Annotated in this window: 21 protein-coding genes and 1 tRNA gene; 13 read left to right on the top strand and 9 right to left on the bottom strand. The window is 72.5% G+C overall.

What is annotated here, in order from left to right:
* Positions 1-141 precede the first annotated feature (141 nt).
* The 5 genes from AB0D74_RS04780 to AB0D74_RS04760 form a co-directional block, all read right to left on the bottom strand.
* Complete coding sequence (locus tag AB0D74_RS04780; RefSeq protein WP_362580586.1) at positions 142-1626, bottom strand: penicillin-binding protein 2; 1485 nt, start codon at positions 1624-1626, stop codon at positions 142-144.
* Positions 1623-3062: an FtsW/RodA/SpoVE family cell cycle protein gene (locus AB0D74_RS04775; protein WP_362580585.1), complete on the bottom strand. Its 1440-nt coding sequence runs from the start codon at positions 3060-3062 to the stop codon at positions 1623-1625. The genes AB0D74_RS04780 and AB0D74_RS04775 overlap by 4 nt, the downstream gene beginning before the upstream one ends.
* Before the next feature lie 30 nt (positions 3063-3092).
* A complete protein-coding gene (locus tag AB0D74_RS04770) occupies positions 3093-4652 on the bottom strand; it encodes a Stp1/IreP family PP2C-type Ser/Thr phosphatase (RefSeq protein WP_362580999.1) in 1560 nt (519 codons plus the stop codon).
* A gap of 98 nt (positions 4653-4750) precedes the next feature.
* Positions 4751-5275 carry an FHA domain-containing protein gene (locus AB0D74_RS04765; RefSeq protein ID WP_093500760.1) on the bottom strand — a complete coding sequence of 175 codons (525 nt, stop codon included), beginning with the start codon at positions 5273-5275 and terminating at the stop codon, positions 4751-4753.
* A gap of 10 nt (positions 5276-5285) precedes the next feature.
* Positions 5286-6158, bottom strand: coding sequence for a DUF3662 and FHA domain-containing protein (locus AB0D74_RS04760; protein ID WP_362580582.1), 873 nt, complete (start codon positions 6156-6158; stop codon positions 5286-5288).
* Positions 6159-6567: 409 nt separating this feature from the next.
* On the opposite strand from AB0D74_RS04760, the gene AB0D74_RS04755 reads away from it, so the two are divergent.
* Positions 6568-6651: transfer RNA gene (locus tag AB0D74_RS04755), tRNA-Leu, on the top strand.
* Between the two features lie 143 nt (positions 6652-6794).
* Here AB0D74_RS04755 and AB0D74_RS04750 read toward each other — a convergent pair.
* Both AB0D74_RS04750 and AB0D74_RS04745 read right to left on the bottom strand, forming a co-directional pair.
* Positions 6795-9254, bottom strand: coding sequence for an ABC transporter permease (locus AB0D74_RS04750; protein WP_362580580.1), 2460 nt, complete (start codon positions 9252-9254; stop codon positions 6795-6797).
* Positions 9248-10129 (bottom strand): ABC transporter ATP-binding protein, encoded by an 882-nt coding sequence (locus AB0D74_RS04745; RefSeq protein ID WP_362580578.1) that lies wholly within the window; start codon positions 10127-10129, stop codon positions 9248-9250. The genes AB0D74_RS04750 and AB0D74_RS04745 overlap by 7 nt, the downstream gene beginning before the upstream one ends.
* A 206-nt stretch (positions 10130-10335) precedes the next feature.
* Between AB0D74_RS04745 and AB0D74_RS04740 the strand changes: the two genes are divergently transcribed.
* The 6 genes from AB0D74_RS04740 (at position 10336) to AB0D74_RS04715 (ending at position 15696) form a co-directional block, all read left to right on the top strand.
* Positions 10336-11598 carry a sensor domain-containing protein gene (locus AB0D74_RS04740; RefSeq protein ID WP_362580997.1) on the top strand — a complete coding sequence of 421 codons (1263 nt, stop codon included), beginning with the start codon at positions 10336-10338 and terminating at the stop codon, positions 11596-11598.
* Positions 11571-12230: a response regulator transcription factor gene (locus AB0D74_RS04735; RefSeq protein ID WP_362580576.1), complete on the top strand. Its 660-nt coding sequence runs from the start codon at positions 11571-11573 to the stop codon at positions 12228-12230. The genes AB0D74_RS04740 and AB0D74_RS04735 overlap by 28 nt, the downstream gene beginning before the upstream one ends.
* A 227-nt stretch (positions 12231-12457) precedes the next feature.
* Positions 12458-13921, top strand: a complete 1464-nt coding sequence (locus tag AB0D74_RS04730; protein ID WP_362580574.1) for a DUF2252 domain-containing protein — start codon at positions 12458-12460, stop codon at positions 13919-13921.
* Positions 13922-14015: 94 nt separating this feature from the next.
* Entirely contained in the window at positions 14016-14495 is a 480-nt protein-coding gene (locus tag AB0D74_RS04725) for a hypothetical protein (protein WP_362580572.1), read from the top strand.
* Between the two features lie 9 nt (positions 14496-14504).
* On the top strand, positions 14505-15317 hold the full coding sequence (locus AB0D74_RS04720; protein ID WP_362580570.1) for a hypothetical protein: 813 nt from the start codon (positions 14505-14507) through the stop codon (positions 15315-15317).
* 49 nt (positions 15318-15366) lie between these two features.
* The gene (locus tag AB0D74_RS04715) at positions 15367-15696 is read left to right on the top strand and encodes a rhodanese-like domain-containing protein (protein ID WP_351486505.1); all 330 of its coding nucleotides are present in this window, start codon (positions 15367-15369) and stop codon (positions 15694-15696) included.
* A 140-nt stretch (positions 15697-15836) separates the two neighbouring features.
* Here the strand turns inward: AB0D74_RS04715 and AB0D74_RS04710 are convergent, their stop codons facing one another.
* A complete protein-coding gene (locus tag AB0D74_RS04710) occupies positions 15837-17006 on the bottom strand; it encodes an acyl-CoA dehydrogenase family protein (RefSeq protein ID WP_362580568.1) in 1170 nt (389 codons plus the stop codon).
* A gap of 161 nt (positions 17007-17167) precedes the next feature.
* Between AB0D74_RS04710 and pepN the strand changes: the two genes are divergently transcribed.
* From pepN to AB0D74_RS04690, 4 genes are all read left to right on the top strand, one after another.
* On the top strand, positions 17168-19603 hold the full coding sequence (pepN, locus tag AB0D74_RS04705; protein ID WP_362580566.1) for an aminopeptidase N: 2436 nt from the start codon (positions 17168-17170) through the stop codon (positions 19601-19603).
* Positions 19604-19986: 383 nt separating this feature from the next.
* The gene (locus AB0D74_RS04700; protein WP_362580564.1) at positions 19987-20805 is read left to right on the top strand and encodes a DUF5819 family protein; all 819 of its coding nucleotides are present in this window, start codon (positions 19987-19989) and stop codon (positions 20803-20805) included.
* Positions 20802-22013, top strand: coding sequence for an HTTM domain-containing protein (locus tag AB0D74_RS04695; protein WP_362580562.1), 1212 nt, complete (start codon positions 20802-20804; stop codon positions 22011-22013). Before AB0D74_RS04700 ends, AB0D74_RS04695 begins: the two co-directional genes overlap by 4 nt.
* The gene (locus tag AB0D74_RS04690; protein WP_362580561.1) at positions 22010-22744 is read left to right on the top strand and encodes a TrmH family RNA methyltransferase; all 735 of its coding nucleotides are present in this window, start codon (positions 22010-22012) and stop codon (positions 22742-22744) included. Before AB0D74_RS04695 ends, AB0D74_RS04690 begins: the two co-directional genes overlap by 4 nt.
* Before the next feature lie 49 nt (positions 22745-22793).
* Here the strand turns inward: AB0D74_RS04690 and paaN are convergent, their stop codons facing one another.
* A complete protein-coding gene (gene paaN, locus AB0D74_RS04685) occupies positions 22794-24485 on the bottom strand; it encodes a phenylacetic acid degradation protein PaaN (protein ID WP_362580559.1) in 1692 nt (563 codons plus the stop codon).
* A gap of 149 nt (positions 24486-24634) precedes the next feature.
* Here paaN and AB0D74_RS04680 point away from each other — a divergent pair, with 149 nt between their 5' ends.
* Together AB0D74_RS04680 and AB0D74_RS04675 are read left to right on the top strand one after the other, a co-directional pair.
* Positions 24635-26149, top strand: a complete 1515-nt coding sequence (locus tag AB0D74_RS04680; RefSeq protein WP_362580557.1) for a 3-hydroxyacyl-CoA dehydrogenase — start codon at positions 24635-24637, stop codon at positions 26147-26149.
* A complete protein-coding gene (locus AB0D74_RS04675; protein WP_362580555.1) occupies positions 26146-26733 on the top strand; it encodes a TetR/AcrR family transcriptional regulator in 588 nt (195 codons plus the stop codon). Before AB0D74_RS04680 ends, AB0D74_RS04675 begins: the two co-directional genes overlap by 4 nt.
* Position 26734: the final 1 nt, after the last annotated feature.

The raw sequence follows: 26734 nt of genomic DNA, 5'->3' as shown, positions 1-26734 counted from the left end.
CCGACCGGCACGGGTGTGCGGTCGGAGGCTGCCGTCCGGGCCTACCGTACCCGGCTGTGTTTGTGTGACCTGGCCAAGCCCGTAACCCGATACAGGACCGGTATGTCAACGTGCACCGATGTGAAGGGGACGTGAGCGGGGTCACTTCTTGGAGTTGATGACCGCCTCCATCACGCTCTTCGCGATCGGGGCCGCGAGGCCGCCGCCGGAGATGTCGTCACGGTTGGCCTGGTCGTCCTCGATCACCACGGCGACGGCGACCGGCTTGCTGCCGTCGGGGAGCTTGGCGTACGAGATGAACCAGGCGTAGGGGTTCTCGCTGTTCTCCACGCCGTGCTGGGCGGTACCGGTCTTGCCGCCCACGGTGACGCCGTTGATCTGCGCGTTGGTTCCGGTGCCCTGCTTGACGACCGTCTCCATCATCGACTGGAGGATCTGGGCGTTGGAGGAGGACAGCGGCTGGCTCAGTTCCTCGGGGTCGGTCTGGGAGATCGTGTCCAGGTTCGAGGACTGCAGCTTGTCGATCATGTACGGCTTCATCAGCTTGCCGTCGTTGGCGACCGCGGAGGCGACCATGGCCATCTGGAGCGGGGTGGCGGCGGTGTTGAACTGGCCGATCGAGGACAGCGCGGTCTGCGACTGGTTCATGTTGTCGGAGAAGACCGAGGCGCTGGAGCGGACCGGGGTGAACTGCTCCTCGTCGAAGCCGAACTTCTTCGCCTCGGCGAGCATCTTGTCGTTGCCGAGGTCCGCGCCGATCTTGCCGAAGACGGTGTTGCAGGAGTACCGCAGCGCGATCCGCATGGTCGCGTTCTTGCAGGGGATGCTGCCCTCGTTCTTCAGCTCGGTCGTGGTGCCCGGCATGATGTACGGCAGCGGCGACTTCGTGGCCTCGTCCGCGGAGGTGTACAGCCCGTTCTGCAGCGCGGCGGCGGCGGTGACCACCTTGAAGGTGGAGCCCGGCGGGTAGGTCTCGCGCAGCGCCCGGTTCAGCATCGGGTCGTTCGGGTTGTACTTCTTCTGCAGCTTCTTCCACGCCTCGGCGTCGGTGTCCGAGGTGCCGGCGAAGGCCGAGGGGTCGTACGACGGGTAGCTCGCCAGGGCCAGGATCTTGCCCGTGGACGGGTCCAGGGCGACGACCGCGCCCTTGCCGCCCTGCTTCTTCAGCCCGTCGTAGGCGGCGCTCTGGGCCGCCGCGTTGAGGGTGGTGACGACGTTGCCGCCGGACTTCTGCTTGCCGGTGATCATGTCGAGGGTGTTGCGGAAGAAGAGCCGGTCGTCGTTGCCGGTGAGGATGCCGTCCTCGAGGCTCTCCAGCTGGTTGGCGCCGAAGGCCTGGGAGGCGTAGCCGGTGACCGGCGACCACATGGGGCCGTTCTTGTAGGTGCGCTTGTACTTCAGGTCGTTGAGACCGGAGGAGCCGGACGCGGTGGAGCCGGTGATCGGGTTGCCGTCCACGATGATGTCGCCGCGCGGGGTGGAGTAGCGGGCGATGGTGACGCGGCGGTTGGCGGGGTCCTCGCGGAGGGTGTCGGCCTTGACGTACTGGAGCCAGTTGTCGCGCAGCAGCAGGGTCAGGACGAGGAGGCCGCAGAAGAGGGCGATCCGGCGCAGGGGCTTGTTCATGAGGGGCGGACCACCTGGGTCATCTCGGCGTCGGGGTTGGCGGCGGGGGCCGGGGCGGGGCGGCGCGCGGTGTCGCTGATGCGGATCAGCACGCCGATGAGGGCCCAGTTGGCGATCACGGAGGAACCGCCGTACGCGAGGAACGGCATCGTCATGCCGGTGAGCGGGATGAGACCCATCACACCGCCGGCGACGACGAAGACCTGGAGGGCGAAGGCGCCGGAGAGGCCGACGGCGAGCAGCTTGCCGAACGGGTCGCGGGCGGCGAGCGAGGTGCGCACGCCGCGCTCCACGATCAGGCCGTAGATGAGCAGGATCGCCATGATGCCGGCGAGGCCGAGCTCCTCGCCGAAGGTGGCGAGGATGAAGTCGGAGTTGGCGGCGAACCGGATGAGGTCCGAGTGGCCCTGGCCGAGGCCGGTGCCGAGGGTGCCGCCGGAGCCGAACGCCCACAGGGCCTGCATCGCCTGCTCGGAGTGGCCGGCGACGCCCTGCCGGGAGAGCGTGTACTCCTTCATCGGGTCCATCCACGCCTGGACGCGCTGCTGGACGTGCGGTTCGAAGCTGGCCACGCCGACCGCGCCGGCCGCCGACATCAGCAGACCGAAGACGATCCAGCTGGTCCGCTCGGTGGCGACGTACAGCATGATGATGAACATTCCGAAGAACAGCAGCGAGGTACCGAGGTCGGTCTCGAACACCAGGATGAGGATCGAGATGAACCAGACGACCAGGATCGGGCCCAGGTCGCGGCCACGCGGCAGGTACAGCCCCATGAAGCGGCGGCTGGCGAGCGCGAGGGCGTCCCGCTTGACCATCAGGTAGCCGGCGAAGAACACCGCGAGGACGATCTTCGCGAACTCACCGGGCTGGATGGTGAAGCCGCCGATGGAGATCCAGATCTTGGCGCCGTAGACGTTCAGGCCGAGGCCCGGGACCAGCGGGAGCAGCAGCAGGAAGAGCGCGGCCACCATGGAGATGTAGGTGTAGCGCTGGAGTGCTCTGTGGTCCTTCAGGAAGATCAGGACGACGATGAACAGCGCGATGCCCATCGCGGTGTACAGCAGCTGGTTGGTGGCCTTGCCGCCCGAGACGTGGATCGACTGGAGCAGCTTGGACTGGTCCAGTCTCCAGATGACGACCAGACCGAGGCCGTTGAGCAGGGTGGCCAGCGGCAGCAGCAGCGGGTCCGCGTAGGGGGCGAACTTGCGGACGGCGAGGTGGGCGACGGCGGCGAGGAGGCCGAGGCCCAGGCCGTAGCTCAGCAGTCCGGCGGGGACCTTGTCGTTGATGGCCAGGCCCACGTTGGCGTAGGCGAACACCGGGATGGCGACGGCGAACACCAGGAGCGCGAGCTCGGTGTTGCGCCGGCTCGGCGTGCCGATGGAGCCGATCGTGGACGTGTGGTTCGTCGACGTGTTGGTAGTACTGCTCATCGTGTGACGGGGCCTCTCACGGCTTGCCAGCTACTGCTTACCGCACAGCGAGACGACCTTCTGCTCATCCTCCGAGAGGGTGGGGCCGGGGCTGGGGGTCGCTGAGTGGGACGGGGACGGTGACGCCGTGGAGGACGCCGAGTTCGACGGTGTGGGCGAGGCCTTGGACGTGAGAGAGGTCTTGGTGGTTCCCGTGGTGCCTCCGGCCTCGCCCTGGCCGGTCTTGGAGCTGGTCTTGGACTCGGCGGCGGTGCGCTCCGACTCCTTCTTGCAGGCGGAGGCCTGCACGGCCAGTTCCTGGACCTTCGACTGGGCGTCCTTGAGGCCGCCCTCGGCGATGGTGGCCTTGACCTGCTTCTGCTGGTAGGGCGGCAGGTACTTGAGTTCGATCTCGGGGTGGTCCGTCTCCACCTTCGACAGCGACACCCACGCCAGGTCCTGGCTGATGCCCTGGTAGAGCGCGACGTGCTCGCCGTTGGAGCCGACGTAGTACTGCGTCTGCGTCCAGCGGTAGCCGCCGTACAGGCCCCCGCCGATCACGGCGAGGGCGAGGATGCCGAAGAAGGATCTCTTCAGCCACCTGCGGCCCTTGCGGGGCTTGACGAAGTCGTCGTCCGTGTAGTCGCCGAAGCTGTCGGTGGGGACGTAGCCGGTGGTGTCGCCGGAGCCGGGCGGGCCGAACTCGCCGCCCCCGCCGTGGCCCTGCCTGCCGAGGTTGGCGGCGCGGCCCGCCGGGGTCTGCATGTAGCCGTTGTCGTGCAGGTGGTGCTGGTTCTCGGCGACCGCGCCGACCACCACCGGGGTGTCGGAGAGCTGGCCCGCGAGGGTGTCACCGGTGTCCAGGTCGAGGACGTCCGCGATGATGACCGTGATGTTGTCCGGGCCGCCGCCGCGCAGCGCGAGCTGGATCAGCTCCTGCACGGTCTCCTGCGGGCCCTGGTAGCTGGCGAGGGTCTCCTCCAGGGTCTGGTGGGAGACGACCCCGGAGAGCCCGTCGGAGCAGATGAGATAACGGTCACCCGCGCGCACCTCGCGGATCGACAGGTCCGGCTCGACGTGTTCGCCGCTGCCGAGCGCGCGCATCAGCAGGGAGCGCTGCGGGTGGGTGGTGGCCTCTTCCTCGGTGATCCGGCCCTCGTCGACGAGCCGCTGCACCCAGGTGTGGTCCTGGGTGATCTGCGTGAGCACGCCGTCACGGAGCAGGTACGCACGGGAGTCGCCGACGTGCACGAGGCCGAGCCGCTGCCCGGTCCACAGCAGGGCGGTGAGGGTGGTCCCCATGCCCTCCAGCTGCGGGTCCTCCTCCACCATGGCGCGCAGCTGGTCGTTGGCGCGCTGCACGGCGTGGCCGAGGGAGGTGAGGATGTCGGAGCCCGGCACGTCGTCGTCGAGCGTGACCAGGGTGGAGATCACCTCGGAGGAGGCGACCTCGCCGGCGGCCTGGCCGCCCATGCCGTCGGCGATGGCGAGCAGGCGGGGACCGGCGTAACCGGAGTCCTCGTTGCCCTCCCGGATCATGCCTTTGTGCGATCCGGCGGCGAAGCGCAGCGACAGACTCATGCGCACCTCGCCCGTCGGCTCCGGGTACATCCGCACGGTGCCCACCCTCCGGTCGGGAGCGCGCCGGGGACCGGCGTCCGGTCCGCCGCTGCGTGCTCGCTCCGCTCGCGCCTATCCATGATGTAGCACTACTTCCGCAGCTCGATGACGGTTTTGCCGATGCGGATCGGCGCGCCCAGCGGGATCGGCGTGGGAGTCGTCAGCCGGGACCGGTCCAGGTAGGTGCCGTTGGTCGAGCCGAGGTCCTCGACGATCCACTGGCCGTCGCGGTCCGGGTAGATCCTGGCATGACGGCTGGAGGCGTAGTCGTCGTCCAGCACGATCGTCGAGTCGTGGGCGCGGCCGAGGGTGATGGTCTGGCCCTGGAGGGCGACCGTCGTACCGGTGAGGGTGCCCTCGGAGACGACCAACTTGGTCGGGGCGTTACGGCGCTGGCGGCCACCGGCCGCGGGCTGCTGGCCGCGCTGCTGCGGGGGCGCGGCCTGCTGCCGGGCGGCGGGCTGCTGCCGGCGTCCTTCTTCCCTACGCGATCCGCGCTGGGTGACGCGCGTACCGAACAGGTCGCTGCGGATGACCTGCACGGCCACGATCACGAACAGCCACAGTACGGCCAGGAAACCCAGCCGCATGACCGTGAGGGTCAGCTCTGACATTGCCCCCGCTTCACCCTTCGGCTTGCCGGTAAATGATGGTGGTGCTGCCCACGACGATCCGCGAGCCGTCGCGGAGCGTAGCGCGGGTGGTGTGCTGCCCGTCCACCACGATGCCGTTGGTGGATCCGAGATCCTGGATCGTCGAGGGCGTTCCGGTCCGGATCTCGCAGTGCCGGCGGGAGACGCCGGGGTCGTCGATCCGCACGTCGGCCTCGGTGCTGCGGCCCAGCACGAGCGTCGCGCGGGAGATCTGATGGCGGGTGCCGTTGATCTCGATCCAGTAGCGGGTGCGGGCGCCGGGCGCCGAGGCGCCGACGGGACCCGAGGGCGGTCGCTGGGCGGCCGGCTGGGTCGGCTGCGGGTACCCGTACCCGCCGGGGCGGGCACCGGGCGGCGGGGCGCTCGGCATCGGCGGGGCTGCTGCGCCGCCGGCCTGCGGGTAGCCGTAGCCGCCCGGGCGCTGCGGCGCACCGCCCGCGGGGGCGCGCTCGGGGGCCTGCTGGTTGCTGGAGGACGCGAGCGTGCGGCTGCGCACCCGGTACAGGCCGGTGTCCAGGTCGTCGGCCTTCTCCAGGGTGACCTTGATCGGCCCCATGAAGGTGTAGCGCTGCTGCTTGGCGTAGTCGCGGACCATCCCGGCGAGCTCGTCGCCGAGCTGCCCGGAGTAGGGGCTGAGCCGCTCGAAGTCGGGCGCGCTCAGCTCCACGATGAAGTCATTGGGTACGACGGTCCGGTCGCGGTTCCAGATGGTCGCGTTGTTGTCGCACTCGCGCTGCAGCGCGCCGGCGATCTCCACGGGCTGGACCTCGGACTTGAACACCTTGGCGAAGGTGCCGTTGACCAGACCTTCGAGACGCTGCTCGAACTTCTTCAGGACTCCCACAGGGCACCTCCTCTGTCGCCTTGCCCGTACTGCCTGCCGTTGCCGTTACCGCTCACTGATCGTATCTACGCGTCCGGCAATCAGCCGGTTCCCCGAGCGGCCCCCCTTCGAACCGATCGGCTCGCTTCTCCTGTCAAGGATCGGCGCTACTTCTTCCCAGGATCGTAGAGGTGGCCCACGACCAGTGTCCCGCACCTGACTGTGGACCCGATCCGTCTCCTGCATAGATGGGCTCGACCGGTACGAGGTTGATACGTGAACGCCGACCGCCCGGTACGTGATCACCAGGAGAGCGCTGCCCCCGGACAAGGCATGTGAACCCACCCTGTCCCACGTGCTAGTGTTCTCGATGTCGGAAGGGGCCGGACCCAAGGAAACAACGGGGCCGAAGCCGGAAGACACACCCAATGCGCGGGTGGCGGAATAGGCAGACGCGCTGGATTCAGGTTCCAGTGCCCGCAAGGGCGTGGGGGTTCAACTCCCCCCTCGCGCACAGAGAGAAACCGACGGAACGGGCTCTCACCGGTGACGGAAGTCACGGTGAGGGTCCGTTTCTCGTTGTGCGGACGACAGTAGGGGCCGGCCCGTGAGATAGCTCACGGGCCGGGACGGGGCATCGGTGGTGCGGTTTCCGGCTCACTGCCGCAACCCCGCGAGTTCCGCCGCACCGCGGCGCACGGCGGGCCACGCGGTGGCGACGGCGGCGGTCGCGGCGAGGACCGCGCAGGCCCCGGTGGCCGCGCCCAGGGCCGGCCACGGCAGCCGGACCGGGTCCGGCGCCGACAGCAGCCGCAGGGCCTGCCGCATTCCCGCGAGTTCGACCACCGCGACCAGCAGCCCCAGCAGCGCCCCGACCGCGACCACCGTCACCGCCTCGGTGCCGACCAGCCGCAGCACCTGCGCCCGGGTGGCCCCGGCCAGCCGCAGCGCGGCCAGCTCGCGCACCCGGTCGGCGGTCGCCATCACCGTGGTGTTGACCAGGGAGATCCCGGTGTAGACGAGCGCGATGCCGAGGACCAGCAGGAGGCCGAGCCGGGTGGTCCGGTCGCTCTGCGGGTGGGCCGCCGCGACCCACTGGTCCGCGGTGCGCACCCGCCCGCCGCTCGCCCGGACCGCCTTGCGCAGCCCGGCGGCCACCGCGCCCGCGTCCGCGCCGTCCCGCAGGGCCACGTCGACCCGGTCGACGGCCGCGCCCGAGGCGTTGGCGGGCGTGATGTACACGCCGTTGTCGCCGGTGCCCGTCCGCAGCACGGCGGCGACCCGCAACGTCCTGCGGGTGCCGTCGCCCAGCCACACCCGGACCCGCTGCCCGACGGTGTGCCGCTCCCACTCCTCGTTGACGATGATCGAGCCGTCGTCGAGGTCCGCGGTCCTGCCGGCGGCGAGCGGCAGGCGGGCGGTGGCCGCCAGCGCGGCCGGGTCCGCGGCCCGGGCCTCGGATCTGACCAGGGCGACCCCGTCCTCCAGCACGTACACCGCGCTCGCCGAGGTCCCCGACACCTCCGCGCCGGGCACCGCGCGCGCCGCGCGGAGCGTCGCCGCGTCGAACCCTGCGTCGTCCGGGGGCGTGAGGACGAAGGCGGCGGTGGTCCGGTCGCGGGTCTCGGCGGCCCGGGCCGCGTTCAGGGTGGCGGTGGCACCGAGCAGCGAGCCGGTGAGGGCGACGGTCACCAGCACGGGCGCCGCGACGGCCGCCGTACGGCGGACCCCGGCGACCGCGTGCTCGCGCACCAGCAGCCAGGTGGCGCCGGGGAGCCGGGCGGCCGGGGCCCTGGTGAGCAGCCCGACCAGCGGACGGACCAGGACGGGCGAGAGCAGGGCGACGGCCGTGATCAGCACCATCGGCCGGCTCACGTAGGTCTTGCGGTGCAGCAGGTCGCCGGGGTCGTCCAGGAGCGGCAGCACGGCCGCGGTCACCAACAGGCCCGCACCGCACAGCCGGCGCCCCCGCGTCATGGGCCTGCTGTCCACGTCGGCCTCGCGCAACGCCTCCGCCGGCCCGGTCCGGCCCGCCCGCCAGGACGCGGCGGCTGCCCCCAGCAGGGCGACGAGGAGACCGGCCGAGAAGGCCGCACCGTACGGCCAGGTGCGGGCGCCGATCCGGAACCAGCCCGGGGCGAGTCCGCCGTCCACGGTCCAGCGGGCGAGGCGGGGTGCGCCGTACCCGCCGAGCGCACAGCCCGCCGCCGAGGCGAGCGCCCCGACCAGCAGGGCCTCGGCCAGCACCGTCCCGCGGAGCTGTCCCGGTGTCGCGCCGGCGGTGCGCAGCAGGCCGAACTCGCGGCGGCGCTGGGCGACCGCGAAGGCGAAGGTGGACGCCACCACGAAGACCGACACGAAGGCGGTGACCCCGCCGGCGGTGCCGAACAGGGCGTTCAGCGCGGTCAGTGCCTCGCGGTCGCGGTCCGGGTCCGGGTCGGCGAGCCGCCTGCCGTCGCCGGTGAGGACCTGGACGCCCGGGACGCCCCGCACCGCGTTCCGTACGGCCGCCGGTCGCGCGGCCACGACCAGCTGGGTGCTGCGGGGTGCCAGCCGGGCCGCCCGCGCGGCGGTGTAGAAGACGGCGTGCTCGAAGCCGCGGTCGGCGACCGTGCCGACGACGGTGACGTCGCCGTGCTCCGTGCGGAGGGTGCGGCCGGGCTCCGCCCAGCTCCCGGTGACGACGACCTCGCGGTCGGTGCGCGGTGCGCGGCCCGAGGCGATCTCGTACGAGGCGAAGGCGGCGACCGGCCAGGGGTGTCCGACGAGATCGCCGGGCGCGTTCTCCGCCCGCACGGGGAAGGTGCGGTCGAGGGTGACCCTGCCGAGCTGCCTCAACTCCGTGACGACGGCGGCGGGTACGGCACGCGGCCGGGCGAGCGGCTGGGTGCGGGTGCCGATCGGGGTGGAGACGCGCAGGGTGTCGGCACCCTTGACGACGACCGGGGCGGCGACGAACCGCTCCGGGGCGCGCGGCGGCGCCTCCAGCGAGGACGCGAGCGCCAGGCCCATCACGGTGAGCAGGGCCACGCCGAGCGCGAGGGCGGTGAAACTGCCGACGAGGGTGGTCCGGCGGGCGCGCAGGGTGTGCAGGGCTTGCAGGGCGACGCTCAGCATGGCTGGGCCTGCGGCGTGGGTGGCTGGGGCTGCGGTTTGTGCGGCTGGGGCTGTGGCCTGGGCGTTTGTGTCTGGTGCCTGGATGGCTGGGGCTGGGGCTGGGGCTGCGGCTTGGATGGCTGTGGCCGTGGCTGTGGCTGTGGCTTGGGTGGTGGGGCTTTCAGGTCGGTCAGGTGGGTGGCGATGTCGGTGGCGGGTGCGCCGGTCAGTTCGCTGGTGACGCGGCCGTCGACGAGGAAGACGACGCGGTCGGCGTAGGAGGCGGCGACCGGGTCGTGGGTGACCATGACGGTCGTCCGGCCCTCGTCGTCCACCATGGCGCGCAGCAGCGTCAGTACCGCGTGGCCGGACCGTGAGTCCAGGGCGCCGGTCGGCTCGTCGCCGAACAGGACGTCGGGGCGGGTGATCAGGGCACGGGCGAGCGCGACGCGCTGCTGCTGCCCGCCGGACAGCTCGCCCGGCCGGTGCCGGGCGCGGTCGGCGAGGCCGACCCGGTCGAGGGCCTCGCGGACCCGGGCCCTCGGGGGACGGTGCCCCGCCAGCCGCAGCGGCAGCGCCACGTTCTGCTCGGCGGTGAGCGAGGGCAGCAGGTTGAACGCCTGGAAGACGAAGCCGACGCGCTCCCGGCGCAACAGGGTCAGCTTCGTCTCGCTCAGCCCGGTCAGCTCGGTCCCGCCCAGAACCACCGACCCGGAGGACGGCCGGTCCAGGCCCGCCGCGCACTGCAGCAGGGTCGACTTGCCGGAGCCGGACGGCCCCATGACGGCGGTGAACGTTCCGCTCGGAAAGTCCAGGGAGACTTCGTCGAGCGCGGTGACGGCGCGGTCTCCGGAGCCGTGACGCCGGCTGACGGAGCGCAGGTTGACGGCGGCCATGGGTCCTCGGGTCCTCACATGTCGGTTCGACGGCGGCGGTACGGCCACGAAACCGTCCGGGGGCGGGGCGGCGCACTGCGGCAGGACCGAGACCCGGGGTAGGGCCAGGCATACCCCCGTTACGGCGGCTGGACGGATGGCCGCGTCCCCCGACCGCCGCCTACCGTGACCGCATGCAGCCCCGTCCCCGCAGCGTCTGGCAGGCCATGGCCGGGCCCGGCTTCCTGCTCTCCTCCTGGCCCCTGCGGGCCGCCGGTTACCTGCTGACCGGAGCGGTGAGCGGGGCCGTACTCCTGGTGGGGCTGGTGACCGCGGCCGTGGTCGGCGGGGTGCTCGCCGTCGTACTCGTCGGGCTGCCGCTGCTGTTCCTCACGGCGCTCGCGGGCCTTCCGGTGGCCTGGTTCGAGCGGCGCCGGTTGCGGCTGGTCGACCGGGAGCGGGTGTACGACCCCCATGTCCGGCCGTCCGCCCCGGGACTGCGGGCGTGGCTCGCGACCCGGCTGCGGGAGCGGGCGACCTGGCGCGAACTCGGCCACGCGCTGCTGTTCGCGGGCCTGTTGTGGCCGGTGGACGCGCTCGCCGTGACGCTGGCGCTGCTCTGCCCGCTGTCGATGGCCGCCGCCCCGCTGCTGCTCGCCACGGCCGGCGGCGGCCGGGAGACGAAGGTGCTGAAGGTGTGGACGGTCACCGGCTGGCCGGCCGCCTTCGGCATGGCGCTGGCCGGGGTGGCGCTGCTGGCTCTCGGCGGCTATGCGCTGGGCGTGGCGGCCGGTGCGCGGGCGGGACTGACCCGGCTGCTGATCGCGCCGCGCGAGGCCGAGTTGGGGGACAGGGTGGTCGAACTGGCGCGGTCCCGTGCGCGGTTGGTGGACGCCTTCGAGGCGGAACGGCGGCGCATCGAGCGCGATCTGCACGACGGTGCCCAGCAGCGGCTGGTCGCCCTGTCGGTGACCCTGGGCCTGGCCCGGCTGGACGCCCCGCCCGGACCGCTCGCCGACCAGCTCGCCAAGGCCCAGCGGGAGGCGGGCGACGCGCTCGCCGAGCTGCGGGAGACCGTGCACGGGATCCATCCGAAGGTGCTGGCCGACCATGGCCTGGAGGCGGCGGTGACGGACGCGGCGGATCGAACGGCCGTTCCTGTGGACGTCGGTTTCCGGTTGCCCGTGCGGCTGCCGGAACCGGTCGAGGCGGCGGCGTACTTCGTGGTGCGCGAGGCGCTCGCCAACGTCGACCGGCACAGCGGCGCGGGCCGCGCCGAGGTGACCGGCGGGCACCGGGACGGCCGGCTGCACCTGGAGGTGCGCGACGACGGCCGGGGCGGCGCGGACGCCGGGGCGGGCAGCGGTCTCACCGGACTCGCGGACCGAGTGTCCGTCCTCGATGGCAGACTCTCCCTGTCCAGCCCGCCGGGCGGACCGACCCTGCTGCGTGTGGAGTTGCCGTGCGAGCCGATCGACCTCTGCGCGTAGTCCTGGCCGAGGACGGCGTGCTGCTGCGGGAGGGGATCGCGGGGCTGCTGGCCCGGTTCGGTCACGAGGTGGTCGCCGCGGTGGGGGACGCCGAGGCGCTGCTCGCGGCGGTCGAGGAGCACGCGCCCGACGTCGTCGTGACGGACGTGCGGATGCCGCCGGGCTTCCACGACGAGGGGCTGCACGCGGCGGTGCGGCTGCGCGCGGCCCGGCCGGCGTTGCCGATCCTGGTCCTCAGCCAGTACGTGCAGCGCAGTTACGTCGCCGAACTCCTCGACTCCGGGGACGGCTCGGGCGTCGGGTACCTGCTCAAGGACCGGGTGGGGCAGGTGGCGGAGTTCGTCGCGGCGTTGGGGGAGGTGGCCGGCGGGGGGACGGTGGTCGACCCCGAGGTGGTACGGCAACTGCTGCGCCGGCGCCGGGATCCGCTGGGGCGGCTGTCGCCGCGCGAGCGGGAGGTGCTGGCGCTGGTCGCGGAGGGGAAGTCGAACGGGGCGATCGCGAGGGAACTGGTGGTCTCGGAGGCGGCGGTCGGGAAGCACATCGGGGGGATCCTGGCGAAGCTGGACCTGCCGCCGACGGAGGACTCGCATCGACGGGTGCTGGCCGTGCTGGCGTATTTGAGGGCGTGACCCCCTTTTCGGAGTCCTCCTTTTCGGGGTTCTCCTTTTTCGGGGTCCTCCGTGGCGTTTTCGGCCGCGGATGCGTGGGAGCTGGTCGCGCAGTTCCCCGCGCCCCTTTTCGGGTGGGACCAGTGGACCCGCTTTCCTGGGGGCGCGGGGAACTGCGCGAACAACCCCGAAGTTATCCACAGGGTCTGACGGCTTTCGGCCCCCACCTGTACCGTCTCCACGAGTTGATGTTCGTGCGTGTGCGTGCGGGGAGTACGGGGGAGGCGGTCGACGTGACCGGAGTGGAAGAGCCGACGGCGGCCGGCGGGCGCAAGCTGCCCGCGCCCAGGGGTTTTGCGCAGTGGCCTTCGCAGGGCTCGCCCAAGGAGGAGGGCAAGGCGCTGCGTTCGGCGGTGCCGCGCCGCGGCCATGACGCCCTGGACCTGGACGGCTCCCGTCCCGACGCGGTCCGCGCGGTCGAGGAGTCCAACCGCGACCGCATCCCGGAGCTGATCCCGATAAGGGTCGGCAGGATGGCGGCGAGCCCGTTCGCGTTCCTGCGCGGCTCGGCCGGCCTGATGGCGCACGACCTGGCCCGCACCCCGATGACCAGGATCGCCACCCAGATCTGCGGCGACGCCCACGCGGCCAACTTCGGCCTGTACGGCGACCCGCGCGGCGACCTCGTCATCGACCTGAACGACTTCGACGAGACGGTGCTCGGCCCCTGGGAGTGGGACCTCAAGCGGCTCGCGGCCTCCCTGGTGCTGGCCGGCCGGGAGGCGGGCGCCGACGAGGACATGTGCCGCAAGGCGGCGGGCGACGCGGCCGGCGCCTACCGCCGCACCATGCGCCTGCTGGCCAAGCTCCCGGTCCTGGACGCGTGGAACGCGATCGCGGACGAGGAGCTGGTCTCCCACTCCGACGCCCACGACATGGTCGGCACCCTGCGCCGGGTCTCGGAGAAGGCCCGCGCCAACACCAGCGGCCGGTTCGCGGCCCGCTCCACCGAGCCCACCGAGGACGGCGGTCGCCGCTTCGTGGACGCCGTGCCGGTGCTGCGCCGGGTCCCGGACGCGGAGGCGGAGGCGGTCACCGCCGCCCTGGAGCACTACGTGACCACGCTCTCCGAGGACCGCCACCCGCTGCTCGCCCGGCACACCCCGCACGACGTCGCCTTCCGCATCGTCGGCACCGGCAGCGTCGGCACCCGTTCCTACGTCGTCCTCCTCCTCGACCACCGCGGCGAGCCGCTGATCCTCCAGGTCAAGGAGGCCCGCCCGTCCGCGCTCGTCCCCCATCTCGCCACGGCCGGCTTCGAGACACCGGCCGTCGACCACGAGGGCCGCCGGGTGGTCCTCGGCCAGAAGCGGATGCAGGTGGTCAGCGACATCCTGCTCGGCTGGACCACGGTGGAGGGGCGTCCCTTCCAGGTCCGCCAGTTCCGCAACCGCAAGGGCAGCGTCGACCCGGCCGCGCTGTCACCCGACCAGATCGACGACTACGGCCGGATGACCGGTGCCCTGCTGGCCCGCGCCCACTCGCACAGTGCCGACCCGCGCCTGATCGCCGGGTACTGCGGCAAGAGCGAGGAACTGGACGAGGCGATCGCCGCGTTCGCGGTGACCTACGCCGACCGCACGGAAGCGGACCACGAGGAACTGGTCACCGCGGTGCGGGCGGGACGGATAGCGGCGGAGCTCGGGGTGTGACCCGGGTGATCCAGGTGATCCGGGTGACCCGCGTGCTCCAGGTAATCCGTGTGCTCTCCGGCTTCCGGCCTCCGGTGTCCCGAGAGGTGCTGATGTGAAGTACGTCGAAATAGCCGAGGACGCGACGGACGAGGGGACGGCCGCGGTCTGCATCGACCCCGGCCCCTACCTGGCGCGGCTGCCGGAACTCGCCGTCGGCCTGCCGCCCGGCGCCCGCGCCTTCGCCACCGATCCGCGCCACTACGAGTTCGGCGGCCGACGCTGTGTGAAGGACCTGCGCCCGCTGGACATGCGCCGCACGGCCCCCGCCGACATCGAGATCCGCTTCGGCCACGACTGCCACAAGCACGACGAGGACCTGATCGTCCGCTACACGGGCGTCTCCCGCTTCCAGACGGACATCCTGGGCGCCTGCGACCTCACCTCGCTCGGCGAGGTGATCCTCGACGAGATCCTGCCGCACCCCGGCGGCTGCACCCACGAGCTGGCCTGCCGTCCCGGCACCCTCGTCGTGGCCTGCACCGATCTGGTCGCCGAGTGGGTCCCGGCCACCGATGACGACGACAGGCCCTAGGCTGGTCGGGTGACGACCCCGGAAGCTGAGCAGTCCCAGGCACCGCGGCCCGAGGAACGGCTGGAGCAGGCCGTTCGGGCCGCCGAGCAGGCGTTGATCGAGTACGAGATCGCGGTCGAGACCTTCCGTGTCGAGGTGGAGAATTTCTCCCGCCTGCACGAACAGAAACTCGGCCCCCTCTACTTCCGCATCGAGGAGCTGGACGCGCGCATCGCCGAGGCCAAGGCCGCCCGCACCGGCGACCCCGAGGACATCCGTGCCGCCGAGGAGGCCCGGGCCCGGGTCCTGCCCATCCCCGGCGTCGAGGAGCTGCTGAACGGCTGGATGGACGGCGACGGCCTGTTCCCGGAGGCCGTCGCGATGCTCACCGAGCAGGAGGTCCGGCCGCCGCAGCGGGTCCGCCCCAGCGAGGAGGCCCGCCGGCTCTACCGCGAGCTGGCCCGCAAGGCCCACCCCGACCTGGTGCAGGACGAGGCCGAGCAGCAGCGGCGCGAGGAGTTCCTCAGCCGGGTCAACGCGGCCTACGCCCGCGGCGACGAGGCCCTGCTGCGCGAGCTGGCCGAGGAGTGGGCGGCCGGCCCGGTCCCGCCGGAGCGCAGGCCGAGCCGGGCCGAGGAGCTGTACGCCCGCCTGGAATGGCTCTCCGAGCGCAAGGAACTGCTCGGCCTGGTCGCCAAGGAGCTGGAGAACGGTCCCATCGCCGGCCTGCTCCGGCTCGCCCCCGACGACCCGGACGCCCTCCTAGACGAGATCGCCGAGCGGCTCCGCAAGGACGTGACCGAGCGCGAGGCGGAACTGGCGGCCCTGCTGACCCAGGAGTAGCCCTCCGCTCCGGTCGGGTAGCGTCGGGGACATGAACTTCGCAGCGCGTGTGCCCACGGTCGAGGTCGCGGACCTCAAGGACGGCGACTTCCTGCTGGACGTCCGCGAGGACGACGAGTGGCAGGCGGGCCACGCCGCCGGCGCCCTGCACATCCCGATCAGCGAGTTCGTGGCCCGCTACGGCGAACTCACCGAGGCGGCACCCCAGGACGCCCGCGTCCACGTCATCTGCCGCTCCGGCGGCCGTTCGGCCCAGGTCACCATGTACCTGGTCCAGCAGGGCATCGACGCCGTGAACGTCGACGGCGGCATGCAGGTCTGGCAGGCAGCGGGCCGCGAGGTCGTCACGGACGGGGGAGAACCGGGCTTCGTCGTCTGACGGCAACCCTGGTAGCGCCGGTCTCGCCGGTCCTGAAGCGCCCCGTCAGGGGCGCGGGGAACTGCGCGACCAGCCCCCACCGACCCGCAGACCACCCACGACCGAGTGCGCCCTGCTCCTCATCGCCTGCTCCGCATCCCCTACCCCAGCGGATGCGTGGCCAGCAGTTCCCCCAACGCCTCCTCATGAACCCCGGCTCCCCCGAGCGCCAGCTCGACCTGCTTCGCCCACGCGTGATACCGGTGCAGCACGTACTCGGTGTCGGCCCCGAACCCCCCGTGCAGGTGCTGCGCGGTCTGCACCACCCGCCGCACCCCCTCGGCCGCCCAGATCTTCGCCACCGCCACGTCCCCGGCCGCCGGCAGCGCCCCGGCCGCACCCGACGCGATCCGCCACGCGGCCTGCCACAGCGTCGCCTCCATGGCCCGCAGGTCGATGTACCGGTCGGCGGCCTGCACGGCCACCGCCTGGAACGTGGCGATGGGATGTCCGAACTGCTCCCGCTTCCCGGCGTACTCGCCGGTCATCCGCAGCACCCGCTCACCCAGGCCGAGCGCCAGCGCACACGTCCCGGTCACCAGCAGCTCCCGCAGCCACTCCCAGGCGCCCTCCGCCGTCACCACGTCGCGCCCCGCGACCCGCGCCGACGCCAGCCGCAGCTCCCCGAGCCGCTCCCCGCTGGTCGACACCTGCTCGGCGACCGTGACCCCGGCAGTGGCCCCGGCCGCGACGCCGGACGCGTCTCCCTCGCCACCCGGTGCCACCAGCGCCAGCACGCTCCGGTCCGCCTCGGTGCGCGCCGGTACGAGGACGAGACCGGCGTCGTACGCCCACGGCACCGCCGTCTGCACCCCGTCCAGCACCCACCCGTCACCGTCCCGCCGCGCGGTCACCGCCAGCTCGGCGGGGTCGTGCCCGGTGCGTCCGCTCGCGGCGACGGTCAGCACCAGCTCGCCCCGCCCGGCCCGCGCCGCCAGCCGGTCCCGCACCTCCGGCGTCCCGTACCGCTGCAGGGCCGCCAGGGCCGCGCTGTGCTCCAGCAGCGGCACCCTCGCCAGTACCTTCGCCGACTCCCGCAGCGCCAGGCACAGTGCGATGGCGTCCAGACCGGCGCCGCCGTACTCCTCGCCCAGCAGCAGACTCAGCAGATCCGCGCCGGCCAGCCTGTCCCACAGTTCCCGGTCGAAGCACTCGGCCACGGCACCGGTGGTCAGCGCCGGGCTCGGCACGGCGTCCGGCGCCACCCCGGCGAACACCCCGCGCGCCGCCTCGGCCGCCGCCAACTGCTCCTCGGTGAAGGTGAAGTCCACGGTCCTGTCCTCCCGGCGGGTATCCGCTGATCTGACGGTCCGTCAAGATAGAACAGGTTCTAGAAGAAGGGAACCCAAAACCAATGCGATCACCGGCTCCGCCCGTCGTAGGCTGACGGCCGCTGTCCGCCGATGGGGGACGGACACACGAGGGAGGACACATGGGGATCCGCAGCCTGACCCGTACCGAGGCCGAGCGCAGGGCCGCACTGATCACGGTCGAGCGGTACGACGTGGACATCGACCTCACCGCACTCGCCGACGGACCAGAGCTCCGCTCCGTCTCCACGGTCACCTTCAGCTGCTCCGAGCCGGGCGCGGAGACGTTCGTCGACTGCGCGGCCGAGGTCCGTGCCGCCACCCTGAACGGCACCCCCCTCACCCCCTCCGGCGACGGCCGGATCCCGCTGCCCGGCCTGGCCGCGCACAACGTGCTGCGCGTCGAGAGCGTCCAGGCCGACACCCTCGCCGGCGAGGGCGTGCACAAGGCCGTCGACCCCGCCGACGGCGAGGTGTACGTGTGGACGAGCTTCGAACCCGACGAGGCCCGGTTCGTCTGGGCCTGCTTCGACCAGCCCGACCTCAAGGCCCCGCACGCCTTCACCGTCACGGCCCCGGCCGCCTGGACCGTCCTCAGCAACTCCGGCGACCCGCGGATCGAGGAGCAGGGCGCGGCCCGCCGCTGGAGCTTCCCGGACACCCCGCCGCTGTCCGTGTACAACACCGTCGTCAACGCCGGCCCCTTCCACGGGATCCGCCGCGAGGCCGACGGCCACGACCTCGGCATCTACGCGCGCCGCTCGCTCGCCGAGGTCCTGGAACGCGACGCCGACGAAATCTTCACCCTCACCCGGCAGGGCCTCGCCTTCTACGCCGAGGCCTTCGCGATGCCCTTCCCGCAGCGCAGGTACGACCAGGTCTTCATGCCCGAGTTCGGCGGCGCGATGGAGAACTACGGCTGCGTGACCTGGTCGGACGCCTTCCTGCGGCGCGCCGAGCCGACGCCCGCCGAGCGCGAGCTGCTCGCGGTGGTGCTGCTGCACGAGATGGCGCACATGTGGTTCGGCAACATCGTCACCATGCGCTGGTGGGACGACCTCTGGCTGAACGAGGCCTTCGCCGAGTTCGCCTGCCACTGGGCCGCCGAGGGCGCCACCCGCTACACCGACGCCTGGGCCGGCCACCTCCTCGGTGGCAAGGTCCGGGCGTACCTCTCCGACCAGGGCCCGGTCTCGCACCCGATCCACCAGCCCATCCACGACGTCGCCCAAGCCGCGTCGATCTTCGACAACATCACCTACCCCAAGGGCGCCTCCGTCCTCCTCCAGCTGATGACCTACGTCGGCGAGGACCGCTTCCGCACCGGCATGGCCGCCTACTTCGCCCGGCACGCCTGGGGCACCACCACCCTCCAGGACCTGATCGACGCCCTCGCCGAGGCCAGTGGCCGCGACCTGACCGGCTGGCGCAAGGCCTGGCTGGAGAGCGCCGGCACCGACCGCTTCACCCTGGAGCACGACGGCGACACCGTCACCCTGGTCGCCGACGGCAGCCCGCGCCCCCAGGTCCTCGCGGTCGGCGCGTACGACCGCGCGGGCGACGCCCTGGAACGCACCGCGCTGGTCCGCGTCGAGGTCACCGAGGCCCGCACCCCGGTCACCGGCCTTCCCACCACGTCCGACCTCCTTCTGGTCAACGACGACGACCTCACCTTCGCCACCACCCGCCCGGACCCCACCACCCGGGACACCCTCTTCCGCGCGGCGGCAGAGCTGCCCACCGCCATCGCGCGGGGCGTGGCCGCCGCCACCGTCTGGGACATGCTCACGGCCGGTGAGGCCACGGCGGCCGAGGCCGGCCACTGCCTCACCGCGGTTCTCGCGGCCGAGACGTCCGACGCCGTGATCGAGCCCTACCTCACGCTCGTCATCAACATCGCCGAGCTCTGGGCCCCGCCCGCCGAACGCCCGGCGCTGGCCGAGGCCGTGGCCGCGACCTGCCGGCGACTCGCCGCCTACCCCGGCCGCCGCCAGGTCGCCCTGCGCGGCCTCGCCCGCACCGCGACCGGCGCCGAGGACCTGGCCTGGCTCCGCGAGCAGGCCGGCGACGACGTCGACCTGCGCTGGCGTGCCCTCGTCCGCGAGGCCGAACTCGGCGGCGACGTCACCGCCGAGTCCACTGTCCTGCTCGGACGCGACGCCGACCCCGACGCCTGGGTCCGCGCCCTCACCGTCCGGGCCGCCCTCCCCGACCCGGCCGCGAAGGCCGAGGTCTGGCGGCGGCTGGTCGTGGACCGCGAGGTGCCCGTCGCCGCGGTCTCCGCGGTGGCCGCCGCCTTCTGGCGCCCCGGCCAGGACGCCCTGCTCGCCCCCTACGCCGAGCGCTACCTGGCCGCGGTCCCCGAACTGAACCAGGGCGGCATGATCCCGGCGATGACCTACGCCTCCCACCTCTTCCCGCCGTACGCCGTCGATGCCGCGTACCTCGAGAAGGCACGTCAGGTGGCCGGTGAAGCGGCCCCCGTCGTCCGCAACACCCTTCTGGAACGCGCGGACGCCGTCCGCCGCATGCTCCGCGCCCGGGCCGCGAACGCCTGACCCCGGGGCAGGGCCGGCCGGAGCCCCGTCCGATCGTTCGGTTCCGGCCAATCCCATGGTCGCGGTGCCCGCGCCGACGATCAACCCCTGTGGAAAACCTCCGCCGTCACCTGTGGAAAACCTGCGGAAACGTGGTCGGCAGGTGCGCTCGGACGCCACATGACCTGGGGTGATCCCGGGCGGCGGGCGCGGGTGCCGCGGATCGGAAGGGCCGACGGTTGTGCCCGGAGTGGTGATGGCCACGCCGTCGGCCTGGTCCCCGGGGCTGCGCCCGGTGGCCGGTGCTGAGTACCGTTCCGTGCGAGTGCCGGGCAGCGGCACACCGTGCGGCGCCCGATCGGTGTCCGCCCGGACGACGCGGCGGAATCGGGGAACGGGGCGGCATGGACGACGCGTACGACGAGGGCGTGGACGCCCGGCACGGGCCGGACGCCCCGAGCGGGACGCGTGCGGAACCTGAACCCGCCCCACCGGACGGTCCGGACCGTCCGGCTCCCCCGGAGCAGCCGCCGCCCGGCCCGCCGGCCCCGACGGCGCAGAGCCCCGCCCTCCCTCGTACCGGCGTCGCCGCCCTGTCCCCGCGCTACCAGGTCGGTGCGGCCCTCGCCCTCGCCCTGATCGCGGTCACGGCCTGCGTGCACCTCGGGATGGTGTTCCTGAGCCTGGCGCCGGCGAACACGGTGACCAAGCAGCACGGCAAGGCGATCGAGGACTGGGTGTACCCGGAGTTCGAACAGAACTGGAAGCTCTTCGCGCCGAACCCGCTGCAGCAGAACATCGCCGTGCAGGTGCGCGCCGAGGTGCTGATGCCGGACGGCACCACGACCACCACCGGCTGGAACGACCTGTCCGCACAGGACGGCAGGGCCATCGACGGCAGCCTGGTGCCCAGTCACACCGTGCAGAACGAGCTCCGCCGGGCCTGGGACTTCTTCACCTCCACGCACGGCACCGACAACCGCCCGATCGGCCTGCGCGGCTCCCTGTCCGAGCAGTACCTGCGGCGGATCGTCGTGATGCGCATGTACAAGGGGGACGCCACGAGCGAGAAGGGCACCATCGAGCGCGTGCAGGTCCGCTCCGCCACCACCAACGTGAACCCGCCGGACTGGAGCGGCGAGAAGGTCTCCGACACGCCCGTCTACCGGGTGCTGCCCTGGTGGACGGTCACGCAGGACGAAGCGAACGGCGGTGTCCGGTGAACCGTCTCGCCCTGTGCCTGTCCCGTGCCATCGCCCGGGTCACCGAGGCGGCGCTCGGCCCGTACCAGACGGCCGTCATCCGCATCGGCTTCGCCGCCACCTGGCTGCTGTTCCTGCTGCGCGAGTACCCGCACCGCCAGGAGCTGTACGGCCCGCACGCCACCTGGAGCTTCGACCTCGCCCAGCAGCTGACCGCCGACAACCACGCCTTCACGGCACTGATGGCCTCCGACAGCCCGGCCTTCTTCGAGGTCTTCTACTTCCTCGCCGTCGTCTCCAGCGCCCTGCTGCTGGTGGGCTGGCGGACCCGGGCCACCGCCGTGTTCTTCATGATCGGCGTGCTGTCCCTGCAGAACCGCAGCGTCTTCGTGGGCGACGGCGGCGACAACGTGCTGCACCTGATGTCCTTCTACCTGGTGTTCACGCGCTGCGGGCAGGTGTGGTCCCTGGACGCGCGCCGGGCGGCCCGCGCGAACGCCGCACGCGCGCGTGGCGAACGCGTGGCTCCCGACCTGGCGGGCCTCGTCCTGTGGGCGGTGTCCGGTCTCGTCCTGCTCGTGGCGGCCCTCACCGGCCGCACCGGCGGCGGCTGGCTGGTCCCGGCCGTGTTGTGGGCGACCTGGGCGGGCAGCGCCCTGTGGTGGGCGGCCGGCCGTCGGGCGCGCACGTCCGAGCCCAGGATCCTGCTCGACGTCGTCGCGAACATCCTGCACAACGGTGCCCTGTTCGTGATCATGGCCGAGGCCTGCCTGATCTACGCCACCGCCGGCTGGTACAAGATCCAGGGCTCCCGCTGGCAGGACGGCACCGCCGTCTACTACCCGCTCCACCTGGACTACTTCTCGCCCTGGCCGGCCCTCGCCGACCTGCTGTCCGCCAGCGGCACGATGGTGATGCTGGTGACCTACGGGACGGTCGTCGTGCAGGTCGCCTTCCCGTTCACGCTGTTCAACCGGCGGGTCAAGAACGTGCTGCTGGCCGTGATGATGACCGAGCACGCGGTGATCGCGGTCGTCCTCGGGCTGCCCTTCTTCTCGCTGGCCATGATCGCGGCGGACTCCGTCTTCCTGCCGACACCCTTCCTGCACCGGGTCGGCGGCTGGGCGGCACGCGCGCGTGACGGGATTTTCCGCCGGACGGCCCCGAAGCTGCCCGCGCAACGCTCGCCGGAGCCCGACGAACAGCCCCGCGTAGGCTTCGGGGCATGACCGACCCCCTGGACCACTGGGCGCGGCTGGCCGGCTCCGCCGTGCTCCTGGACGGCTTCCACGCCCTCAAGCACGCGCTGCGCTTCGGCGCAACGGTGCCGGTGGCGGTCACGGCGGACCGGGCGGCGGCGCTGGCCCTGGCCGGGGAACTGGCGCCGGACGTACGGGAGGCGCTGGCCGCCCTGCTGACGGAGGTGCCCGCGCAGACGTACGCGTCCCTCGTCCCGCGCCCGCACCCCACGGCCGTGGCCGCCCTGGCCGTACGGCCGTCCCGCGAGGCCAACCTGCGCGAGCTGGCCCGCGTCCCGCGCACCGCCCCGATCGTCGTCCTCGACGAGCCGCGCAACCTGGGCAACGCGGGCGCGGTGATCCGCCTCGCGGCGGGCTTCGGCGTGACCGGCGTGATCACGACCGGCCCCCTCGACCCCTGGCACCCGACGGTCGTCCGCGGCGGCGCGGGACTCCACTTCGCCACGGCGGTGGAGCGGATGCCGGTGCCCGAGCTGCCGCCGGGGCCCGTGTTCGCCCTGGACCCCGAGGGCGAGGACATCAGGGCGACGAAACTCCCCGACGACGCGATCCTCGCCTTCGGCTCCGAGCGGACGGGCCTCTCGGCCGACCTACGCGCGCGAGCCGACCACTTGCTGCGCCTGCCGATGCGCCCCCAGGTCAGCAGCTACAACCTGGCGACGAGCGTGGCCATGACCCTGTTCCACTGGAGCGCCCCGTAGGGGGCGCTGGGGGTACCCCCGGCCGAAGGCCGGGGGAGGAACCGCGCGCCTACGCCTCCCTGCGCACCTCGATCACCCGGAACCGGTTCGCCACGAACGCCCCGTCGCACAGCGCGGCGTTCGCCGCCGGGTTGCCGCCCGAGCCGTGGAAGTCGGAGAAGGCGGCGGTCTGGTTGACATACACCCCGCCCACCAGGTTCAGCGACAGCTGGGCCGCCTCCTCCAGGCAGACCTCCTCCACCGCACGCTCCACGTCGGCGTCGACCGTGTACGCGCCGACCGTCATCGCTCCCTTGTCGCGGACCGTCCGCCGCAGCAGGTCCACCGCGTCGGCGGCGGAGTCGACGGCGACGGCGAAGGACACCGGGCCGAAGCACTCGCTCATGTAGGCGGCCTCGTCGTCCGGCTTGGCGCCGTCCAGCTTCACGATCACCGGCGTGCGCACGACCGCGCCCGGGAACTCCGGGTTGGCGATCTCGCGGGAGGCGAGAGCGACCTCGCCGAGTCCGGCCGCGGCCTCCAGGCGGGCCTTGACGTCGGGGTTGACGATGGCGCCGAGCAGAGCGTTCGCGCGGGCGTCGTCGCCCAGCAGGCCGTCGACCGCGCGGGCGATGTCGGCGACCACCTCGTCGTACGTCTTCGGGCCCTCGTCGGTGCGGATGCCGTCGCGGGGGATCAGCAGGTTCTGCGGGGTGGTGCACATCTGGCCGCTGTAGAGGGAGAGCGAGAAGGCCAGGTTGGAGAGCATGCCCTTGTAGTCGCCGGTCGACTCGACCAGGACCGTGTTGACGCCGGCCTTCTCGGTGTACACCTGCGCCTGCCGGGCGTTGGCCTCCAGCCAGTCGCCGAAGGCGGTCGAGCCGGTGTAGTCGATGATCCTGATCTCGGGGCGGGTCGCGAGCGTCTTGGCGATGCCCTCGCCGGGGTGTTCCGTGGTCAGCGCCACCAGGTTCGGGTCGAAGCCGGCCTCGGTGAGGACCTGGCGGGCGACCTGCACGGTCAGGGCGAGCGGGAGCACCGCGCGCGGGTGCGGCTTCACCAGGACCGCGTTGCCGGTGGCGAGGGAGGCGAACAGGCCCGGGTAGCCGTTCCACGTCGGGAACGTGTTGCAGCCGATGACCAGCGCGATGCCGCGCGGGACCGCCGTGAACGTCTTCGTCAGCGCGAGCGGGTCGCGCTTGCCCTGCGGCTTGGTCCACTCGGCCGTGCCGGGGGTGCGGACCTGCTCCGCGTAGGCGTAGGCCACCGCCTCCAGGCCGCGGTCCTGGGCGTGCGGGCCGCCCGCCTGGAACGCCATCATGAAGGCCTGGCCGCTGGTGTGCATGACCGCGTGCGCGAACTCGTGCGTCCGGTCGCTGATCCGCTTGAGGATCTCCAGACAGACCACCGCGCGCGCCTCCGCGCCCGCGTCGCGCCACGCGCGCTGCCCGGCCCGCATCGCCGGCAGCAGTGTGTCGACGTCGGCATGCGGGTAGGTCACGCCCAACTCGATGCCGTACGGGGAGACCTCGCCGCCGGTCCAGTCGTCGGTGCCGGGCTGGCCGAGGTCGACGCGGGTGCCGAGGAGGGCGTCGAAGGCGGCCTTGCCCGCCGCCGCGTCCAGGCTGCCGTGCTCGCCGTAGGCCTTGGGGTGCTCGGGGTGGGGGGACCAGTACGCACGCGTGCGGATCGCCTCCAGCGCCTGGTCAAGCGTGGGCCGGTGCTTGGCGATCAGCTCGTGCGCGGTGAGTTCGGCGGTCATGCGGGACCAACTCCTCGTCTGATGAGCTTCCCCTTGAAGCTCATGACCTGGGCGGAAACGACCGGACAGAGTTAGAGTAACCGAACGATCGGTCGGGACAAGGGGGCCTGCCGCATCTGTGGAAAACCCCGTGCGGGAGGATCGCGCACATGACAGCACTCGACCTCAGCAGCACCGTGGGCGTCGTCGGCACCGGCACCATGGGCCAGGGCATCGCCCAGGTCGCACTCGTCGCGGGCCACCCCGTCCGGCTGTACGACACCGTCCCCGGGCGGGCCCGGGAGGCCGCCGCGGCGATCGTCGCGCGCCTCGACCGGCTCGTCGAGAAGGACCGGATGACGGCCGCCGCCCGGGACGCCGCCCGCGCCCGGCTGCTGCCCACCGACGAGCTCACCGGGTTGGCCGACTGCACGCTGGTCGTGGAGGCCGTGCTGGAGCGGCTGGAGGCCAAGCAGGAGCTGTTCCGGGCCCTGGAGGACATCGTCGGCGAGGACTGTCTGCTCGCCACCAACACCTCCTCCCTGTCGGTGACCGCCATCGGCGGCGCCCTGCGCAGCGCCTCCCGCCTGGTCGGCCTGCACTTCTTCAACCCGGCTCCGCTGCTGCCGCTGGTGGAGGTCGTCTCCGGGTTCGCCACCGACGTCACCTCGGCCACGCGCGCGTACGAGACCGCACGCTCCTGGGGCAAGACGCCGGTCGCCTGCGCGGACACCCCGGGCTTCATCGTCAACCGCATCGCGCGGCCCTTCTACGCCGAGGCGTTCGCGGTCCACGAGGCGCAGGCCGCCGACCCGGCCACCATCGACGCGGTGCTGCGCGAGTGCGGCGGCTTCCGGATGGGCGCCTTCGAGCTGACCGACCTGATCGGCCAGGACGTCAACGAATCCGTCACGCACTCCGTGTGGCAGTCGTTCTTCCAGGACGTCCGCTTCGCGCCCTCCCTGGCCCAGCGCCGGCTGGTCGAGTCCGGCAGGCTCGGCCGCAAGACCGGGCACGGCTGGTACGACTACGCGGACGACGCCGAGCCTGCCGAACCGCACACCGCCGAGCCCGCCGACCGGCCGGCCTACGTCGTCGCCGAGGGCACCCTGGGCCCCGCGGCCGACCTGCTCGCGATGATCCGCGAGGCCGGCATCCAGGTCCGCGAGGAGGACGAGGACCACGGCACCCGCCTGGTCCTGCCCAGCGGCGGCCAGCTGGTCCTCGCCGACGGCCAGACCTCGGTGGAGTTCCGGGACGTCGTCTACTTCGACCTCGCCCTCGACTACCGCCGCGCCACCCGCATCGCCCTCTCCGCGGGCCACGACACCCTGCCCAAGACCCTCAGCGAGGCCATCGGCCTCTTCCAGGCGCTCGGCAAGCAGGTCAGCGTCATCGGCGACGTGCCCGGCATGATCGTCGCCCGCACGGTGGCCAGGGTCATCGACCTCGCGCACGACGCCGTCGCCAAGGGCGTCGCCACCGAGGAGGACATCGACACCGCGATGCGGCTGGGCGTCAACTACCCGCTCGGCCCTTTCGAGTGGAGCCGCCGCCTCGGCCGCGACTTCGCCTACGACCTCCTCGACGACCTGCACCTGCGCGACCCGAGCGGCCGTTACGCGCCCTCCCTCGCGCTGTACCGGCACGCCTACGCCACCGAGAAGCGGGAGGGCGCCTCATGACCACCGCGAAGCGCGACACCTACACCCCCGAGACCCTGCTCTCGGTGGCCGTCCAGGTCTTCAACGAGCGCGGCTACGACGGCACCTCCATGGAGCACCTCTCCAAGGCGGCCGGCATCTCCAAGTCGTCGATCTACCACCACGTCGCCGGCAAGGAGGAGCTGCTGCGCCGCGCGGTCAGCCGGGCCCTGGAGGGCCTGTTCGCGATCCTCGACGAGGAGCACGCGCGCGTGGGCCCCGCCGCCGACCGCCTGGAACACGTCGTACGGCGCATGGTCGAGGTGCTGATCACCGAACTGCCCTACGTGACGCTGCTGCTGCGGGTGCGTGGCAACACCGACACCGAGCGGTGGGCGCTGGAGCGGCGCCGGGACTTCGACCACCGGGTGGCCGACCTGCTGAAGGCGGCAGCCGCCGAGGGCGACATACGCGGAGACGTCGAGGTCCGCCTCGCGACCCGGCTGGTCTTCGGCATGGTCAACTCGATCGTGGAGTGGTACCGCCCGGACGGCCGCGGCGCGAGCGAGCGCGAGGTCTCCGACGCGGTCGTCCGGCTGGTCTTCTCGGGCCTGCGCGCGCACTGAC

Origin of the sequence: Streptomyces sp. NPDC048278, assembly GCF_040652195.1 — a bacterium.
GTDB lineage: Bacteria > Actinomycetota > Actinomycetes > Streptomycetales > Streptomycetaceae > Streptomyces.
Note: the sequence above shows the minus strand (reverse complement) of the source record. Positions and strands in the feature narration are given on the sequence as shown.

Coding starts and splice junctions, on each gene's coding strand:
- AB0D74_RS04780 (WP_362580586.1), bottom strand. CDS start 1,626: ATGAACAAGCCCCTGCGCCGGATCGCCCTCTTCTGCGGCCTCCTCGTC.
- AB0D74_RS04775 (WP_362580585.1), bottom strand. CDS start 3,062: ATGAGCAGTACTACCAACACGTCGACGAACCACACGTCCACGATCGGC.
- AB0D74_RS04770 (WP_362580999.1), bottom strand. CDS start 4,652: ATGTACCCGGAGCCGACGGGCGAGGTGCGCATGAGTCTGTCGCTGCGC.
- AB0D74_RS04765 (WP_093500760.1), bottom strand. CDS start 5,275: ATGTCAGAGCTGACCCTCACGGTCATGCGGCTGGGTTTCCTGGCCGTA.
- AB0D74_RS04750 (WP_362580580.1), bottom strand. CDS start 9,254: ATGCTGAGCGTCGCCCTGCAAGCCCTGCACACCCTGCGCGCCCGCCGG.
- AB0D74_RS04745 (WP_362580578.1), bottom strand. CDS start 10,129: ATGGCCGCCGTCAACCTGCGCTCCGTCAGCCGGCGTCACGGCTCCGGA.
- AB0D74_RS04740 (WP_362580997.1), top strand. CDS start 10,336: ATGGCCGGGCCCGGCTTCCTGCTCTCCTCCTGGCCCCTGCGGGCCGCC.
- AB0D74_RS04730 (WP_362580574.1), top strand. CDS start 12,458: ATGTTCGTGCGTGTGCGTGCGGGGAGTACGGGGGAGGCGGTCGACGTG.
- pepN (WP_362580566.1), top strand. CDS start 17,168: ATGGGGATCCGCAGCCTGACCCGTACCGAGGCCGAGCGCAGGGCCGCA.
- AB0D74_RS04700 (WP_362580564.1), top strand. CDS start 19,987: ATGGACGACGCGTACGACGAGGGCGTGGACGCCCGGCACGGGCCGGAC.
- AB0D74_RS04690 (WP_362580561.1), top strand. CDS start 22,010: ATGACCGACCCCCTGGACCACTGGGCGCGGCTGGCCGGCTCCGCCGTG.
- paaN (WP_362580559.1), bottom strand. CDS start 24,485: ATGACCGCCGAACTCACCGCGCACGAGCTGATCGCCAAGCACCGGCCC.
- AB0D74_RS04680 (WP_362580557.1), top strand. CDS start 24,635: ATGACAGCACTCGACCTCAGCAGCACCGTGGGCGTCGTCGGCACCGGC.
- AB0D74_RS04675 (WP_362580555.1), top strand. CDS start 26,146: ATGACCACCGCGAAGCGCGACACCTACACCCCCGAGACCCTGCTCTCG.